This is a genomic window from Rhodanobacter sp. LX-99, assembly GCF_018599185.1.
In the GTDB taxonomy this organism is placed as follows: domain Bacteria; phylum Pseudomonadota; class Gammaproteobacteria; order Xanthomonadales; family Rhodanobacteraceae; genus Rhodanobacter.
The window spans coordinates 1,029,420-1,046,884 of record NZ_JAHFVL010000001.1; the positions used below are offsets into that span (position 1 = coordinate 1,029,420).

Genomic DNA, 17,465 nt, shown 5'->3' on the forward strand with positions numbered 1-17,465 from the left:
GTGTGCATGCCATCCATCGCATGCACCCTGCGGGCCAGCCTGCGGCTGTTCAAGTCCGTTCCTGACGGATTTGTCCGGACTCGCTCACGCGAATCAGGCACGTGCGTGCCCGATTCGCGCCCGGCCATCGGGCAACTGCTCCTGCGTTGCCTCAACATCGGGCATCCATGCCCTCGCCGTGGCCGGACCGAGAGGCTGAAAAATTCACAGCCTCTCAATGGCACCTGGCGTCCATCGGGGTCATCGCGCAGTCGAGCGGCGGCCGTCCACCCACCCAGGCGCGCTCGGTGCCCAGCACCGCGGCACGGTCCATCGGACGCGGCGGCGGCTTGTTCAGCACACCGCCATCGCTGCCGTCGCTGAACCTGAACGGGCTTTTCGTCGATGCCGCCAGCACCGTCGGCGAACCGAGCCGATACCGGGCCGGGCTGGTGGCCGTGGGCTGCAGCGTCCAGCCTTCGCGGGAACCCGATGGCACCTGCCCCATGGCCGCGCCGGCCGTCAGCCAGGCGGCAACAAGCATGATCCGGCGATATCGCATGACGCCTCCCCTGCTGGATACATGCAGCCATCTTTCTACGCCTTCCCGTCGAGGACAAGCATCGCCGTCACAGATCGCTCAAGCCGTGCTCGCCAGGCCGTAGCGCTCCATCCGCCGATACAGCGCCTGGCGCGACAGGCCCAGGCTTTGCGCGGCGCGGCTGACCACGCCATCGGCCTTGTGCAGTGCGGTCTCCACCGCCTCGCGGCTGGGTTCGTCGAGGTTGCGCGCGGCGGCCGTCGCATGCTGCGGCAGGTTCAGCAGCTCGGGAGTGATCGGATGGCCGTCGGCCAGCAGTGCAGCGCGCTCGATCGCGTTCTTCAGCTCGCGCACGTTGCCCGGCCACGGGTAACCCAGCAGCGCCTCGCGCGCGGCGTCGCCGAGTTCGGCGCGGCCGCCCAGGAAGAATTCGGCCAGCGGCAGGATGTCGTCGTTGCGCTCGCTCAGCGGCGGCAGGTTCACCTCGATCACGTTGAGCCGGTAGTACAGGTCCTCGCGGAACGTGCCGGCCTGGATCATCGCCTTGAGGTCGGCATTCGTCGCCGACAGCACGCGCACCTTGGCCTGGCGCGTCTTCCCCGAGCCCAGGCGCTCGAACTGGCCGGTCTCCAGCACGCGCAGCAGCTTCATCTGGCCGGGCAGCGGCAGGTTGCCGATCTCGTCCAGGAACAGCGTGCCGCCGTCGGCCAGCTCGAAGCGGCCTTCGCGCGCCTTGTTCGCGCCGGTGTACGCGCCGGCCTCGGCGCCGAACAACTCGGCCTCGATCAGCTCGCCCGGCAGCGCGCCGCAATTCACCGCCACGAACGGGCCGCGCTTCACCGCCGAGTTCGCGTGCACGATCGCGGCGATGCGCTCCTTGCCGGTGCCGTTCGGGCCGGTGATCAGCACCGGTACGTCGGAGCGGGCGATCTGGCAGGCCAGGTCCAGCGTGCGCGCCATCGCCTCGGAAGCGAACACCAGGCCGTCCAGTTCATATTTGCGTTGCAACTGCTCGCGCCGCTGGCGCCGCTCACGGCGGCTGCGGCTCACCTCGCGGGTCGACTCGGACAGCTCCAGCAGGTTCTCCACCGTGGCCAGCAGCTTGTTGTCGTCCCACGGCTTGGCCAGGTAGTCGGCGGCGCCGGCCTTGACCAGCTCCACCGCGGTCTCCAGGTGCGTCCACGCGGTGAGCAGGATGACCGGCAGGTCCGGATGCCGCTCGCGGATCGCCCGGAACAGCGCCACGCCCTCCTCGCCCGAGGTGGTGTCGGCGGTGAAGTTCATGTCCTGGATCACCACGTCCACCGCCTCGCGCTGCAGCAGCGCCAGCCCCTCGTCGGGCGTCAGCGCGGTGAGCGGACGGATCTCGTTGAGCGAAAGCGCCAGCGACAGCGCCTCGCCCACGGCCGGGTTGTCGTCGATGATCAGTACGGTTCGCATCTTTCTTCTGCACATGCGGACATGGATGCCGCTCCGGCCTGAAAGGTTGCCATGACTATGGTCATGCGTATACCTGCAGATTCGTCTTTCATACCGACCGCGTCGCCACCACCGGTGGCACCGCCGCTGCGCGCAGCGCGGGGCCAAGTACGGCCAGCTGACCCAACGCCCACAGCAGCAGCGCGCCGACCGGCAGGTAGTACAGCGGCAGGCGCGGCAATTCGTAATTCGTCATCAGCGCGAGATTCAGCGCGAATGCCAGCAGCATGCCAAGTACGATGCCGCCGCTGACGATCAGGAAGTTCTCGGTCTGGAAGTAATGCAGGATGTCGCCGCGGGTAGCGCCCAACGCGCGGCGGATGCCGATCTGCCGGCGCCGCTGCTGCACCCAGAAGCTGGCCAAGCCGACGATGCCCAGCGCGGTGACCAGCAGCAGGGCGGCGATCACGCCGACCAGCAGGCCAGCCATGGCACGGTCACCAGCGAAAAAAGCGTGCCGCAACGCCAGCATGGTGCCGCTGAAATCCTTCTCGACGACCACGGTCGGTGCAACACGCGCCATCAGCGCGCGCGCATCGCGCAATACCCGATCGGTCTGCTCCGGCGTCGTGCGCAATACGTAGACTCCGGCCAGATGCTTACCGGGATTGCCGGCCACCAGCAGGGTGTTGTGCTGGCTGTCCGGGCTCGGGTCCGGCCTCACCAGCGAAGCGTAGGTACCGATCACGCGATAACTGTTTTCGCCCGTGTACACCATCTTGCCCAGCGGGTCCTGGCCTGGCCACAGTTTCTCCGCATAGGCGGCATCAAGCATGACCGACGGCGATTCGGGCAGGAATTCGCCCATCGGCCCGTATTCGTCCGGATTGAACCAGCGCCCTTGCGCCAGCCTGAGACCCAGCGTGGCGGCAAATTCCGGGCCGCCGACATAAAAGTGTCCCTGCTGGGTGTAGTGCGGGTCGTCGGCGACCACGCGGAAGCCCATCTCGCCGGCGCGCTGCGTGAACGGCACGGCATTGCCGACGGCGACCGACTCCACGCCGGCGATACCCGCGAAACCGGCACGCAGGCGCGCGGCCAGATCCGTGGCATTGGTATCGTCGATGCCGTCCAGCCACAGCACGACCAGGCGATTCTGGTCGACACCGCTGTCGACGCGCATCATGTCGACACGGTTGGAGATGAGGAACAGTGCATTGCACAGGATCGCGCAGGCCAGCGCGATCTCCATGCCGATCAGGAACGCGGCGATGCGGTGACGGCGCAGGGCGGCGAGAATGGGCAGGATTTGCATGATGGATATCCAGTGCTCTTGTGAGGAGTGCGGCCATGGATGGCCGCTTTCACGCGCAGGAATGGCGCATTAAAGCGTCTTGAGCTGAAGAGCCGGCGCAACCCGGCTGGCTCGCAACGCCGGAAAGGCGCCGGCAATCAGGCTGGCGACAATCGCCAGCGCGAAAGTGAGCAGGAACATCGGCACGTTCAGCGTAACGATGTCCGCATACTCCACCGGTTGCTGTCGCACCAGCCAAAGGCCGAGCACGGTCAGCAGGAAGCCGAACACACCGCCGAGCAACCCGATGATGCCGGCCTCGATCAGGCACTGTTCGAAGATGGCGGTGCGCGAGGCGCCCAGCGCGCGACGCACGCCGATCTCGCCGCTGCGGCGCAGGAACTTGGCCAGCAGCAGTCCGACCATGTTGAACAGGCACACCAGCAGGAAGCCGAACGCGAACCAGGTTTGCAACTTGACGTCGCCCGGCACGACGTTCTGGTAGGCCATCCATTCGCTCAACGAGAACATGCGGGTATTGGCCGGATGAGTCAGGCGGCCGAGCTCGCGTTGCTGCGCGTCGTAGGCGGTGAGGTAACCCCTATAAGCCGCGGCCTTGGCCGGCGTATCCAGTTGCACCCACAACGCCACCGACTCGCATGGCGCGGTGGGCAGGTTCATCGGATCGGGCTTGGCCCAGCAGGTGTACCAGCCGAAGTTGCCGGCGTTGATGGCCAGCCCGGTCGGCAGCGGCAGGAACACGTCGTGCACCTTGCCGTAGAAATAAGAGGTATTGCCGCCGGAATTGCGCGCACCAGCCAACAGGTAGAACCGCGGCCGCGGGCGCCAGTGGTCGAGCACACCGACCACCTGCACGCTGGCTCCGTTGAGCACGATGCTGCGACCGACACTGTTGGCACCGCCGAACAGGCGCTGGTTGAGCACGTCGGAAATCACCACCTGGCGCACCCCGCGCGCCTCGTCGGCGGCAACCCAGGGGCCGCCATAGCGGAACGGCACGTTGAACATCGGGAAGAAGTCCGAAGTGGTGCCCACGACGGTGGTCATGAAGGGCGACTGCCCGCCACCCGGCTGCACCTTGATGTTGCCGTCCATGACCATGGTCTGGCGATCGGCCCTGCCCGACTGCCACAGGTCGTGCGCAGAGATGTAGTCGAGCAGGTCCGGCGGCACCTTGCGTACGTCGGCGCCGGTTTCCGGATCCAGCTGCGGGTAATAGATGTGGCCGCTCTTGCCCGGAAGCGGATCGCCGGAGAGGAGGTACATCACGGTCAGCGTGGTCATGCTGGCGCCGATGCCGACCGCAATCGCGATCACCATCAATGCGGTGAGCATCTTGTTGCGCTTCAGGCTGCGCAGGGCCAGGTCGAGGTAGTAGGTGAACATGCACGGCTCCATTGAATTCAAACGTCCTTTCACGGCAACACCGGTGAGAGGACTTAAACCGACCGCGTCGCCACCACGGGTGGCACGGAGGCCGCTTTCTGCGCCGGCCCGAATACCGACGCCTGACCCAGCAGCCACAGCGACAGCGCACCGCCCGGCAGGTAGTACCAGGGCATGCGCGACATTTCGTAGTGCTGCATCAGATAGACGTTGATGCCGAAGGCCAGCCCCATGCCGATGGCCACGCCGGCGGTGGTCAGCAGCAGGTTCTCGGTCTGGAAGTACTGCATGATGTGGCCGCGCGTGGCGCCGACCGCGCGGCGGATGCCGATTTGCCGCCGCCGCTGGCCGACCCAGAAACTGGTCAGGCCGACGATGCCGAACGCCGTCACCGCCAGCATCACCACGCACACCAGCACCAGCATCCACGCCATGCTGCTCATGTCGGCGAAATATTTGTTGCGGATATCGCTGTAGGTCTGGCCCTTGGTCACCGCGCCGGGGTTGAGCTTGGCCAGCGTCTGCTCGGCCTCGCGCAGGATGCGGTCGCGGTCTTGCGGCGCGCTGCGGATCAGGTAGTAGGCCAGCACGCCCTTGGAACCGTCGGCGCTGAGCGGGTAATACGTGCTGTCGTAGGTGTACGGCCCGGAGTGGGTGCCGATCGCCGGGCGCAGCACATCGGCCACCACGCCGATCACGGTGTAGTAGTGCGGCATCGAATACAGCGTCTTGCCCAGCGCCGACTGTCCCGGCCACAGCTTTTTGGCCAGGCTTTGGGTGATGACGACCACATGGGTTTCCGGCAGGGGCGCCGTGTCGAACTTGCTGCCGGCGTATTCGTCGCCGTTGAAGAAACGCCCCTGCAGCAGGCGCAAACCCAGCGCCTGGTCGGCGCCTTCGCCGACGAAGTACAGCGAGACGTTGTGGCTCTTCTGGTCGCTGATGGTGGCGTCGGGATCGAGGCCGAAACTCCAGCCCCAGTTGTTGTGGCTGAGCGGCAGCGTGCTGGTCACCGCCACCGCCTGCACGCCCGCGATGCCGCGCAGCGCAGCGAGGTTGCGCGGAATGTCGCTGCCGACCAGCTTGTCGTCGGTGCCGCGCAGAACCACCGTGGCGATGCCCGGTTCGTCGATCGCGTTGCCAAGGTGGATGTCGGACACGCGCTGGCTGATCATGAACACGGCGTTGCACAGCACCGCGCAGGCCAGCGCGATTTCCAGCACGATCAGGCAGGCGGGAATGCGGTGCTTGCGCAGGCTGGCGAAGATCGGACGGATTTCCATGGCCACCTCAGGCAGCTTTCAGTTGCGGGGCCGGCGCCAACACGCAGGCGCGCCAGGCCGGCAGGATGCCGGCGATCAGGCTGGCGCCCAGGGCGACGACGAAGGTGAAAAAGAACATGCCCAAGTCGAGATGGGCGAGGCTGGCGTATTCCGCCGGCTGGTGACGGATGCCCAGCAGGCCGAGTTCGGCGAACAGCAGACCCAGCACGCCGCCGGCCATGCCGACGATGGCCGCCTCGACCATGAACTGGGTGAATATTTCGCGCCGGGTGGCACCCAGCGCGCGGCGCACGCCGATCTCCTGCGAGCGGCGCAGGCATTTGGCCAGCAGCAGGCCGACCGTATTGACCACGCAGATCAGCAGGAAGCCGAACGCCAGCCCGGCCTGCAGGCGCACGTCGTCGGGCACCACCTGCTGGTCGCGCAGCCATCCCATCAGATCGAGCAGTGCCGTCTCCGGCCGCTCGAAGCGGCCCTGCGCGATCTGCTGCTGCGCGTAGCCGGACAGGAAGGATCTGTAGTCCGCCACGGCGGTGTCATCAGCCAGTTCCACCCAGACACCGAGCCACATGCACGGCGCCGTTTCCAGATGCTTGATGTCGGTGACGGCCGCGTAGCATTCGGTGTCCTGCGGGCCCATGTCGATGGCTCGGGCCGTCCTCAGCGGCAGGAACGCGGCATCGCCATCGCCGTAACTGCGGCCACCCAGGTCCTGCGCGTAGAAGCGCGGCTGCGGCGCCCACGGTTTCAGCACGCCCACGATGCGGAAGTCGCGATCGTTCAGGCGGATGGTCTTGCCCACGCTGTCGGCACCGCCGAACAGCTTGTCGTTGAGAAAGCTGGCGATCACCACCAGCTGCGCACCGCTGTCGTCGTCCGCGGCGGTCCAGCCACCGCCGTACTGGAACGGCGCATCGAACATTGCAAAGAAATCCGCCGTGGTCATCACCGCGTCGCTGAAGAACGGGTGCTTGCCGCCCTGCTGCGGCAGGATCTTCGCCTGGCTCAGCGCCATCGCCGCCTGGCGCACGGCGCGGTGCGCGTGCAGAAGGTTCATCGCATCGACGTAGGTCATCGTCGGTGCCGGCTTGGTCTGTCCGACGATATAGCCGTCCTTCGCATTCGGATCGAGTTGCGGGTAGAACAGATGCGCGCTCTTCTGCGGCAACGGATCGCCGGACAGCAGCCGCAGCACGGTCAGCGTGGTGATCGTGGCGCCGATGCCCAGCGCCAGCGCCAGCACCATCAGCGTGGTAAGTACCTTGTTGCGCCTGAGACTGCGCAGGGCCAGGTCGAGGTAATAGGCAAACATGACAGCGCTCCGTTGAGTTCAAATCCCTCCCCGTGACCCGTCTCGGGGAGGGGCTTCCAGCAATCACACCGACCGCGTCGCCACCACCGGTGGCACCGCCGCGGCGCGCAGCGCCGGACCGAGCACCGCCGCCTGCCCGATCAGCCACAGCACGATCGCGCCGACCGGGAAATAGACGGCCGGCAGTCTCGGCAGTTCGTAGTGCAGCATCAGGAACAGGTTGATGCCGTAGGCCAGAACCATGCCCAGAGCGATGCCGATCGTGGCGAGCAGGAAGTTCTCGGTCTGGAAATAGTTGAGGATGTTGCGGCGGGTCGCGCCCAGCGCACGCCGCACGCCGATGGTGCGACGGCGCTGCGCCACCCAGAAGCTGGCCAGGCCGACGATGCCCAGCGCGGTCACGGCGAGCAGCGCGACGATGACGCCGACCAGGATGCCGGCCATCGCGCGGTCGTTCCGGAAGAAATCGCTGCGGATGTCGTCGAGCGTCTCCTTCTTGAGGATGATGCGATGCGGATCGGCCTTGCGCAGCACCTTGGCCGCGCCTTCCAGCACGCGATCGCGCTGTTCCGGTGCCGTGCGCAGCACATAGCGCGAGGCGCTGGCGGTGCTCATCCGCAGCGGGAAGACCATCGTCCACTGCGCCGCGTCATCGCCCATGAAAAGCGATGGCCGGATCAGCGCCTGCATCACACCGATCACGCGTACCGATGTCTCGCCGAGATAGATGTTCTTGCCCAGCGCGCTCTCGCCGGGCCACAACCGTTCCGCCATCGCCTGCGTGATGATCACCGAGCCCACCTTGTTCTGCAGGTCGGGATCGCTGCGCATGGCGTCGAAGTCCATGTATTCGTCGGCATTGAAATCGCGCCCCGCCACCAGCCGTGCACCGTAGGTCCCGATCAGACTTTCTCCCATGTACATGGTGGCATTGAGCGTGGGCAGCTTCTGCGTCGGGTCGAGCTTGATGCTGGTGTTCGACGAGCTGTTGGTGAACGGCACCTGGTTGACCAGCGCCGCCGCGGTCACGCCGGGAACCTGCCGCAGCAGCGCCAGGTCTTCCTGCGCGCGTGCCTTGGCATTGGCCGGCTTGCCGATGTTGGCGACCTGGAGCTGCACCAGCTCGTGCTCGGCCACGCCGCTGACCATCTTGTTGCGTTCCAGGCGCTGGCTGATCAGGAACACGGCATTGCAGACGATGGCGCAGGTCAGCGCGATCTCCAGGATCAGCAGCAGTGCGGGGATCTTGTGCCGGCGCAAAGTAGAGAGGATCGGTCCGAGTTCCATGTCAGTTGCTCTTCAGTTGCAGCGCGGGCGGAATCAGGCAGGCCCGCCAGGCAGGCAGCAGGCCCGCCAGCAGGCTGGCCACGACGGCGGAGACGAACGTCGCCAGCAGCATCGGCAGATCCAGGTGCGCCAGCGCGGCGTAATCCGAGGGCTGCCTGCGCACCAGCCACAGGCCGAGTAGCGCCAGCAGCAGGCCGCCGATGCCACCGACCAGGCCGACCGCACCGGCTTCGACCAGGAGCTGCGCAAACAGCGAACGACGCGAAGCACCGAGTGCACGCCGCACGCCGAGTTCGCCCGAGCGGCGCAGGAACTTGGCCAGCATCAGCCCGACCGTGTTGACCAGGCACACCAGCAGGAAGCCGAACGCCAGCCATGCCTGCAGGTGCACGTCGCTGGGCACCACCTTGTTGTAGTCCAGCCAGCCCATCAAGTCGGGCAGGCGGACATTGGCCGGCCGCTGGAAACGGCCCAGCGTTTTCTGTTCCCGCGAATAGTTCAGCAGGAACTCGCTGTACGCGGCCGCGTCGGCCGGCGTGTCCAGTTGCACCCAGAACTGCAGCCAGGTGCAGGTGGCGATTTTCATGTTGTCGCCCGAGCCCTTGCCCCAGCAATCGGTCGAGCCATTGCGGGCGAACTTCAGGTCCGTCGCCGTAGTCAGCGGCACGAATACGCCCTCGTCGGAGGAATAGCTGCCGGTGTTGAGGTCGTAGAAGTGCGGTGTCGGCCGCCAGGCGTCCAGCACGCCGACGATGCGGAACGCCACGTCGTCCATGCGCAGCGTCTGTCCGGTGCTGTCCTTGCCGCCGAACAGCTTGTCGTTGAGTTCGCGGGTGAGCACGGCCACGCGCGCGCCGGCCTCGTCGTCGGCCGCGTTCCAGCCTTGTCCGTAAAGGAACGGCACCTCGAACATCGGGAAGAAATCGGCAGAGGTGTAGCGCGCGTCCTCGAAGAACGGATCGATCGAGGACTGCGCCGGCTGGATCGGCACGGCGCCGCCGGTCATCAACGCCTGGTAGCGGGCGCGCTTGGCGTGCAGCAGCGCCATGCCGTCGATCCAGCTGACCTGCGCCGGCGGATCGTCCTGGGGCTTGTAGCCGTCCATGTCCTGCGGATCCAGCTGCGGATAGAACAGCTTGCCGCTCTTGTCCGGCAGCGGATCGCCCGACAGCACGTGCAGCACGGTCAGTGTCGTCATCGACGCGCCGATGCCCAGCGCGATCGCCACGACCATGAGTGCAGTGAGCGCCTTGTTGCGCCTGAGGCTGCGCAGTGCCAGATCGAGGTAGTAGCCGAACATTCCATGCGCTCCGTCGTTCTTGTCCCCTCCCTCCCCTGCGACCGAAGGCAATCCCTTTTCGGGACAAGCAAGGAAGGGCGTGAAAAAAGCTCAGGCCGCCCGCGTCGCCACGACCGGCGGCACGTTGGAGGCGCGCCGCGCCGGTGCGAATACCGCAGCCTGGCCGATCGCCAGCATCGCCAGCACGCCGGTCAGCACGTACGGCAGCGGGATGCGGGTCATCTCGTAGTGGCTCATCAGCCACATGTTCAGGCCCAGCGACAGCAACACCCCGATCACCACGCCGGCGCCGGCGATCAGCAGGTTCTCGATCTGGAAGTAGCGCAGGATGTCGATCTTGCGGGCGCCCAGCGCACGCCGTACGCCGATCTGCCGATGCCGCTGGCCGACCCAGAAACTGGTCAGGCCGACGATGCCGGCGGCGGTGACGCAGAGCAGGATCAGGCAGATCACGCCCATCAGGATCGCCATGCCCACGTCGGCCCGATAGGCCCTGGCGCGGATCTCGGAGAACGGCTTGACGCTATCGTCGTCGAGCACGCGCATCGGGTTCACCTTGTACAGCGTGGGCGCCACCGCGCGCATCGCGGCGTCCAGCCGGCCGGGCTTGGCGCGCACGGCATAGCGCGCGAAGTTCGCGTCCAGCCGGGTCGGTATCAGCGTCGAGTACCACGCAAAGTCGTTGCCCCAGCTGCCAGTGGCGGGGATCTGCATGCGCGCCACCACCCCGATGATGGTGGTGGGCGCATTGCTGCCGTCGGTGTACATCACCTTGCCGACCGCGTCGCCCTTCGGGAACAGCTTGTCCGCCAGCTGCTGGGTGATGATGGCGACCGGGCGATCGCGCCGGTCGCGGAAACCCTGATGCTGCACGTCGCCGGCATTGAAGGCGCGGCCAGCCACCAGGCGCACTCCCAATGTGGACAGCATCTGCTCGTCGGTGAAGTAGTACGCCGTACGGGTATTGCCCTTGCCGCCCAGCTGGGCGCCCGGCTTGTGCGAAACCGAACCGGTCCAGGAGGAGTTGAGCAAGGGCAGCGAGTTGATCGGCGCCACCGAAGCCACGTCCGGCAGCTGGCGCAGGGCAGCGAGGTCCTCGCGCTGCATGGCGTCCAGTTTCTCCACGCCATCGGTGCTGTCGGCGTTGGGCGCGCCCACCCATTGCTGGCTGACCAAAAACAGGTCGCCCTCGTCCAGCCCGGTGGTGCGGTTCACGCGGTCGATGCGCTGGCCGATGATGAAGACCGCATTGCACACGATCGCCAGCGTCAGCGCGATCTGCAACGCGATCAGTACGGTGCCCGCCTTGTGCTTGCGCAGTGCGGCAAGAATGGGATGCAGTGTCATGTTCATGCTCCTCAATTGCTCTTCAACTGCCATGCGGGCTGCACGCGCGAGGCACGGAAGGTCGGATACAGGCCGGCCAGCATCGTGGCGACCACGGCCACAAGCAGGGTGAGCAGCAGCAGCGACACGTCCACCCGCGCCAGCGCGGCGATGTCCCTGGGCAGCACCCAGCCCACGCTGGCCACGCCCGCCCCGGTGAGCAACAGGCCCAGTACGCCACCCGCCAGGCCGACGATGCCGGCCTCGGTGAGGAACTGTGCGTAGATCGCGGCGCGCTGCGCGCCCAGCGCGCGACGTACGCCGATCTCGCCGCTGCGGCGCAGGAACTTCGCCAGCAGCAGGCCCACCGTGTTCACCAGGCACACCAGCAGCAACCCCAGCGCCACCAGCAACGACACCTTGGTATCGCTGGGCACCACGTGCTGGTTGTCCAGCCATGCCGGCAGATCGCGCAGGCGGCTGTTCGGCGCCCAGCGGAAACGCCCGGCCTGCTGCTGTTCGCGCGAGTAGTCGTTGAGGTAATTGCGATAGGAAGTCGCCGCCGCGGCACCGTCCAGCTCGGCCATGTAGGCGATCCACACGCACTCGGAATGCTGCAGGCCGACGAAACCCGACTCCTCGGGCACCGCATTGCAGTTCGTGTTGCCGTCGTTCGGCATGGACGTCTGGATGGCCGTGAGGAACGGCAGGAACACGTCGTCGCCGGTGGTCGAGAAACCGCCGGTGTTGACCACGTCGTAGAAGCGCGGCTGCGGGTTCCAGTCATCGAGCACGCCGACCACGCGGTAATCCTTGCCCTCGATGTTGACGGTCTTGCCCACGCTGCTGGCGCCGCCGAACAGCTTCTGGTTGAGCTTGGCGCTGATCACCACCACCGTCGCACGATTGGTGTCATCGCTTTCGCTCCAGCCGCTGCCGTACTTGAACGGCACGTCCAGCATCGGGAAGAACTCGCCATATACCGCATGGCCGCTGACGTTGAGCGGGTGCTTGCCGGCCTCCGCCGGCACCACCGACGGCGAGACCTGGTACATCGCCGACTGCCGCTTCGCGCGATGGTCGCGCATCAGCGCCATCGCGTCGGCGTAGCTCATCGCGTTCGGCGGCTCGCCGTCGTCGCTGCGGCCGTTCGGCCCCCAGTTGTCGATCTGCGGCACGAACAGCTGCGACGACTTCCACGGGATCGGGTCGCCCGATACCGCACGGAACACCGACCAGGTCGTCATCGACGCGGCCACGCCGAAGCCGATCGCCAGCACCATCAACGCGGTCAGGCCCGGACTGCGCCTGAGGCTGCGCAGCGCCAATTCGAGGTAGTAGCTGAACATGCGCATCTCCAGAGTTGGCCTCTCCCTGGCGGGAGAGGCGGTATTCGTCACACCGAACGTGTCGCCTCCACCGGCGACACGCGTGAAGCGCGCAGTGCCGGTCCCAGCACCGCGCCTTGGCCAAGCAACAACAGCACGACCACGCCGCTCACCACATAGACCAGCGACAGTCGCGCCATTTCAAACTGGGTGACCATCCACAGGTTGATGCCGATCGCCAGCACCGCCCCGACCAGTACCCCGCCGAAGCCGATCAACAGGTTCTCGGTGAGGAAGTAATGCAGGATGTCGCCGCGAGTGGCCCCCAGCGCGCGGCGCACGCCGATCTGCTTGCGCCGCTGGCCGACCCAGAAGCTGGTCAGCCCGACGATGCCGGCGGCGGTGATCGCCAGCAGCACCACGCTGATGATGCCCATCAGGATCGCCATGCCTAGGTCGCGTTCGTAGGCACGCTGGCGCACCTGGGCAAAACTCATCACGCCATCCTTGCGGTCGATGATGCGCATGCGGCTTTGCGCATACAGGGCCTTCGGCGCATCGCGCATGGCGGCGTCGAGCTGGCCCGGTCGCGCGCGCACGAGGTAGTACGTGTAGTCGTTCAGCAGCCGCGCCGGCACCAGCACGGCGTTGTACGCGTACGCGTTGGCCCAGCTGCTGATCATGTGCGCCTGCAAGGTGTCAGTGATGCCGATGACGGTGGCTGGCCCCCGCCCCATCGACACATAGATGGTCTTGCCCAGCACCGAGCCATCGGGATACAGCCGCCGCGCCAGATCCTTGCTGATGATCACCTGCGCGGCATGCATCGCGTCGCGCGGTCGCTGCGCACCGATTTCGCTGGCGGTGAAATTGCGCCCCGCGATCAGGTGCGTGCCCAGCGTGGCCAGGGTGTGGTCGTCGGAAAAGAACATCGCCGCGTCGGTGGTCATCTTGACCTGGTCGGGCTGCAGCTTGATGAAGTTGTCCCAGCCACTTCCGCGCAGCGGAAAACTGTTGGTCGGCGCGGCGTCCTGCACGCTGCCGAGCTGGCGCAGCGCGATCAGGTCCGCCTGCATCTGCGCGTCGATGCGCTGCGCGTCGGACTTGTCGGTCCAGTCGCTGCGGATCACGAACAGGTTGGCTTCATCCACGCCGCTGGGGCGCGACATCCGCGCCGTACGCTGCTGGATGATGAACAGCGCATTGCAGACGATCGCCAGGGTCAGTGCGATCTGCAGCGCGATCAGCACGGTGCCGGCCTTGTGGTGGCGCATCGCGGTGAGGATGGGTTTGATCTGCATGGTCGTTGCCCTAGTTCGACTTCAGCTGCCACGCCGGCTGCACCCGCGCGGCGCGCCAGGTCGGATAGAACGCGGCCAGCACGGTGGCCACGATCGCCACCAGCAAGGTCATCGCCACCAGCGAGAAATCGAGATGCGCGAGCCGGGCGATCTCCGGCTCGAACAGCAGGCCGACACCAAGCATGCCCAGCGCCGTCAGCAACAGGCCCAGCACGCCGCCGGCCAAGCCCACGGTGCCCGCCTCGACCAGGAACTGGTGGTAGATCTCGCGTCGCGGCGCGCCGAGCGCGCGGCGCACGCCGATCTCGGCGGCGCGGCGCATGAACTTGGCCAGCAGCAGGCCGATCGTGTTGACCAGGCAGATCACGAAGAAACCCAGCGCCACCAGCAGCGAGATGCGGCTTTCCGGCGGCACCACATGCTTGTAGTCGAGCCAGTCGTTGACGTCGCGCAGGCGCACGTTCGGCGCCCAGTGGAAGCGGCCGGCACGCTGCTGCTCGGCGGCGTAGTTGGTCAGGAATTCGCGATAGTCTTTCGCGGCGGCCTGGTCGGCCAGTTCCACCCACACCGGCACCCACACGCATTCGCCATGCAGCCATGCGTCCCGGCCGGCGCCGAAATCCACGTTGCTGCCGCAATTGTTGCGTCCGGCAGTATCCATCTGCACGTCGACCGCACGACTGAACGGCAGGTACAACTGCACCGGATCGCCGAAGCCGTTGCCGCTGAACAGGTCGTAGAAGCGCGGCTGCGGATCCCAGTGCGCGGTCACGCCGACGATGCGGTAGGTATGCCGGTCCATGGTGATCCCGCGACCCACGCTGTCGGCGCCGCCGAAAAGCTGCTGGTTGAGCTCGTGGCTGATCACCGCCACCGCGGCGCGCCCTTCGTCGTCGCTCGCATGCCAGGCGCCGCCGTACTCGAACGGCACCTCGAACATGCTGAAGAAATCCGCATTGGTGGCGTAGCCATGGGCGATGAACGGCAGGCTCTGGTCGCCCTCGGGAAGCACCGACGGCGCCACGTAGTAGAGCAGCGTCTGGCGCGTGGCCTTGTGTGCCGCGACCAGCGCGGTGGCGTCGGTGTAGGTGAGCGCTTCCGGCGGTTCGCCCCCGTCGTTGTATTGCGGGCCGCGGTTGTCGACCAGCACCGTGTACAACTGCGAGGACTTGCCGGGAATCGGGTCGCCCGACACCGCGCGGAACACCGACCAGGTGATCATCGACGCCGCCACGCCAAAACCGATCGCCATCACCATCAACGCCGTCAGCGCCGGATGGCGGCGCAGGCTGCGAAGACCGAGTTGGAAATAGTAGGCGAACATGATCAGGATCCGGGATTTTGGGATTGGGGATCGGGGATTCGGGAAGCAGCGGATGCGCGAGCCGTGGCTCTCGCGAATCCCCAATCCCGAATCCCGGCCGCTCAGCCGTGGGCTTCGTCAGCGACATGCACGGTGTGGAAACGCGGGTCCTCCGACAGGTCCACCACCTGGCCGTCGATGATGTGCACGTTGCGTTGGGCGCGCGCGGCCAGTTCCGGGTCATGCGTGACCATCACGATGGTGGCGCCTTCGCGATGGATGTCCTCCAGCAGCTCGAGCACGCTGCGCGCCATCTGGGTGTCCAGGTTGCCGGTCGGTTCGTCCGCCAGCAGCAGGCGCGGCGAGCCGGCCAGCGCACGGGCGATCGCCACGCGCTGCTGCTGGCCACCGGAGAGTTCGGCCGGGTAGTGCTTGGCGCGCGAGGCCAGGCCGACGCGCTCAAGCGATTCCATGATGCGCTGCTTGCGCTCGGCCGCCTTCATGCCGCGGTAGCGCAGCGGCACCTCGATGTTGTCGAACACGTTGAGGTCGGGGATCAGGTTGAACGCCTGGAAGATGAAGCCGATCTTCTCGTTGCGGATCTTCGAACGGGCGTTGTCGTTGAGGTTGCTCACCTCGATGCCGTCCAGGTGGTACTCGCCGCCGCTGAAGGTTTCCAGCAGGCCGGCGATGGTCAGGAAGGTGGTCTTGCCGGAACCGGACGGGCCGGTGACGGCGACGAACTCGCCCTCTTTCACGTCGATGTTGAAATCGCGCAGCGCGTAGGTCTCCACCACTTCGGTGCGGTAGACCTTGGACAGGTGGGTCATCTTCAGCATGGTTGTTCCTCGGTGGTTGGAGCTGGGATTCGGGATTCGGGATTCGGGATTGGGGATTGGGAATTCGGAAAAGCGGCGGCCACGCGAGCTTGTGCTCTTGCGAATCCCCAATCCCGAATCCCAAATCCCGGCTAGTTGCTGATCGCGACCGTGGCCGCGCCCTTGAAGCTGTCGGTGCCGGAGATCACGATGCGGTCGCCTTCCTTCAGGCCGTCGAGGATCTCCACCTTGTCGATGCTGGAGGCGCCGACGCGGATCGGGGTTTTCTTGGCGATGCCGTCGCGCACCAGGTAGGCATAGCTGCCGCCGGACTCGTCGACGAACGAGCCGCGCTGCACGGTCAGCACGTTGTCGCGCTTGTCCAGCAGCACGCGCACCGACAGGCGCTGGTTCTGCCGCAGCTGCTTCGGCGTCTCGCCTTCGAAGCGCAGCCGTGCGGCGACCTGGCCATTGACCACTTCCGGCGAGATCGCGCTGACCAGGCCCTTCCAGGTGTGGCCGTTGCCGCTGATCTCGCCGGACATGCCGATGCCGAGGTCGCGGGCGAAGCTTTCCGGCACCTGCATCTCCACCTGCAGCGCGGACAGGTCGATCACGCTGAGCAGCTGCGCGTCCTTGGCCACGGTGGCGCGCTCGGCGATGAACAGCTGGCCGACCTGGCCGTCCACCGGCGACTTCACGTTGAGGTCGTCGACCTGGCGCTGCAGGTCCTTCACCAGCAGCAATTGGCGCTCGTGCGCGAGCTTCTTCGACTGGATGTCGAAGTTGAGGCTGTCGTTGTCGAGGCCGAGGTTGGCCTTGGCATGCGTGGTGGCGATCTTTGCCTTGTCCAGCGCGTCCTTGGCCTTGTCCACGTCCATGTTGGACACCGCGCCCTTGGCATACGCCTTCTGGTAACGGTCGAGGTTGCGCTCGGCGGTGGTCTGGTCGATGACGGCGTTGTCGTAGGTTTCCTGCAGCGCGGAACGCTGCTTGCGCGCGTCGATCTGCGCGCGCCGGTATTCCACTTCCATCGCGTCGGCGTTGCTCTGTTCCTGCGCCAGCTTGTTGGTCAGCTCCGGGCTGACGATGGTGGCCAGCACCTGGCCGATCTTCACCGTGTCGCCGGCATGCACCTGCAACGTCACCGCGCCGCCGGAGGTGGCGTACAGGGTCGGACTGACCGCCGCCACCACCTTGCCCTCGGCGGCGATGTCGCGCACGAACGGGCCGCGTTCGACGGTGGCGAAGGCCAGCCGCGAACTGCTGACCGATTCGGACGCCGAGAACATCCGGCCGATGCCCGGCGCCAGCCAGGCCAGCAGCGCCAGCACGAGTACGCCGGCACCAAGCAGGATCAACCGGCGCTTGCGGTTGGGTTTGACCTCGACCAGTCGGTCTTGTGCGGAAGTGTCGCGGATCATCTATGCCGTTCCTGACCGCGGACAGCGCGGTTGCATGGGGACGTCTGCAATCCGCGTGCCACCCGACAACAACGGCAGAAACCAATGTCTTTCAGTAGCTTGCGTCGCATGCACGGCCCCGGCCGAGTGTCCGCGGACACCAT

Annotated in this window: 14 protein-coding genes; all 14 read right to left on the minus strand. The window is 66.4% G+C overall.

What is annotated here, in order from left to right; all coding sequences use genetic code 11:
* Window positions 1-214 precede the first annotated feature (214 nt).
* Complete coding sequence (locus tag KK131_RS05040; protein WP_214555601.1) at window positions 215-541, minus strand: hypothetical protein; 327 nt, start codon at window positions 539-541, stop codon at window positions 215-217.
* A 78-nt stretch (window positions 542-619) separates the two neighbouring features.
* Window positions 620-1,960 carry a sigma-54 dependent transcriptional regulator gene (locus tag KK131_RS05045; RefSeq protein WP_214555602.1) on the minus strand — a complete coding sequence of 447 codons (1,341 nt, stop codon included), beginning with the start codon at window positions 1,958-1,960 and terminating at the stop codon, window positions 620-622.
* Window positions 1,961-2,048: 88 nt separating this feature from the next.
* Complete coding sequence (locus tag KK131_RS05050) at window positions 2,049-3,254, minus strand: FtsX-like permease family protein (RefSeq protein WP_214555603.1); 1,206 nt, start codon at window positions 3,252-3,254, stop codon at window positions 2,049-2,051.
* A 69-nt stretch (window positions 3,255-3,323) separates the two neighbouring features.
* The gene (locus KK131_RS05055) at window positions 3,324-4,640 is read right to left on the minus strand and encodes an ABC transporter permease (RefSeq protein ID WP_214555604.1); all 1,317 of its coding nucleotides are present in this window, start codon (window positions 4,638-4,640) and stop codon (window positions 3,324-3,326) included.
* Between the two features lie 53 nt (window positions 4,641-4,693).
* Window positions 4,694-5,923: an FtsX-like permease family protein gene (locus KK131_RS05060; RefSeq protein ID WP_214555605.1), complete on the minus strand. Its 1,230-nt coding sequence runs from the start codon at window positions 5,921-5,923 to the stop codon at window positions 4,694-4,696.
* A 7-nt stretch (window positions 5,924-5,930) separates the two neighbouring features.
* A complete protein-coding gene (locus KK131_RS05065) occupies window positions 5,931-7,235 on the minus strand; it encodes an ABC transporter permease (protein WP_214555606.1) in 1,305 nt (434 codons plus the stop codon).
* 63 nt (window positions 7,236-7,298) lie between these two features.
* Entirely contained in the window at window positions 7,299-8,522 is a 1,224-nt protein-coding gene (locus KK131_RS05070; protein WP_214555607.1) for an FtsX-like permease family protein, read from the minus strand.
* A gap of 1 nt (window position 8,523) precedes the next feature.
* Window positions 8,524-9,822, minus strand: coding sequence for an ABC transporter permease (locus tag KK131_RS05075; RefSeq protein WP_214555608.1), 1,299 nt, complete (start codon window positions 9,820-9,822; stop codon window positions 8,524-8,526).
* A gap of 90 nt (window positions 9,823-9,912) precedes the next feature.
* Window positions 9,913-11,169 carry an ABC transporter permease gene (locus tag KK131_RS05080; RefSeq protein WP_214555609.1) on the minus strand — a complete coding sequence of 419 codons (1,257 nt, stop codon included), beginning with the start codon at window positions 11,167-11,169 and terminating at the stop codon, window positions 9,913-9,915.
* Between the two features lie 11 nt (window positions 11,170-11,180).
* The gene (locus tag KK131_RS05085; RefSeq protein WP_214555610.1) at window positions 11,181-12,497 is read right to left on the minus strand and encodes an ABC transporter permease; all 1,317 of its coding nucleotides are present in this window, start codon (window positions 12,495-12,497) and stop codon (window positions 11,181-11,183) included.
* A gap of 47 nt (window positions 12,498-12,544) precedes the next feature.
* The gene (locus KK131_RS05090; RefSeq protein ID WP_214555611.1) at window positions 12,545-13,777 is read right to left on the minus strand and encodes an FtsX-like permease family protein; all 1,233 of its coding nucleotides are present in this window, start codon (window positions 13,775-13,777) and stop codon (window positions 12,545-12,547) included.
* 10 nt (window positions 13,778-13,787) lie between these two features.
* Window positions 13,788-15,101, minus strand: a complete 1,314-nt coding sequence (locus KK131_RS05095; RefSeq protein ID WP_214555612.1) for an ABC transporter permease — start codon at window positions 15,099-15,101, stop codon at window positions 13,788-13,790.
* 101 nt (window positions 15,102-15,202) lie between these two features.
* Window positions 15,203-15,919: an ABC transporter ATP-binding protein gene (locus tag KK131_RS05100; protein WP_214555613.1), complete on the minus strand. Its 717-nt coding sequence runs from the start codon at window positions 15,917-15,919 to the stop codon at window positions 15,203-15,205.
* Window positions 15,920-16,050: 131 nt separating this feature from the next.
* On the minus strand, window positions 16,051-17,322 hold the full coding sequence (locus tag KK131_RS05105) for an efflux RND transporter periplasmic adaptor subunit (protein ID WP_214555614.1): 1,272 nt from the start codon (window positions 17,320-17,322) through the stop codon (window positions 16,051-16,053).
* Window positions 17,323-17,465 lie beyond the last annotated feature (143 nt).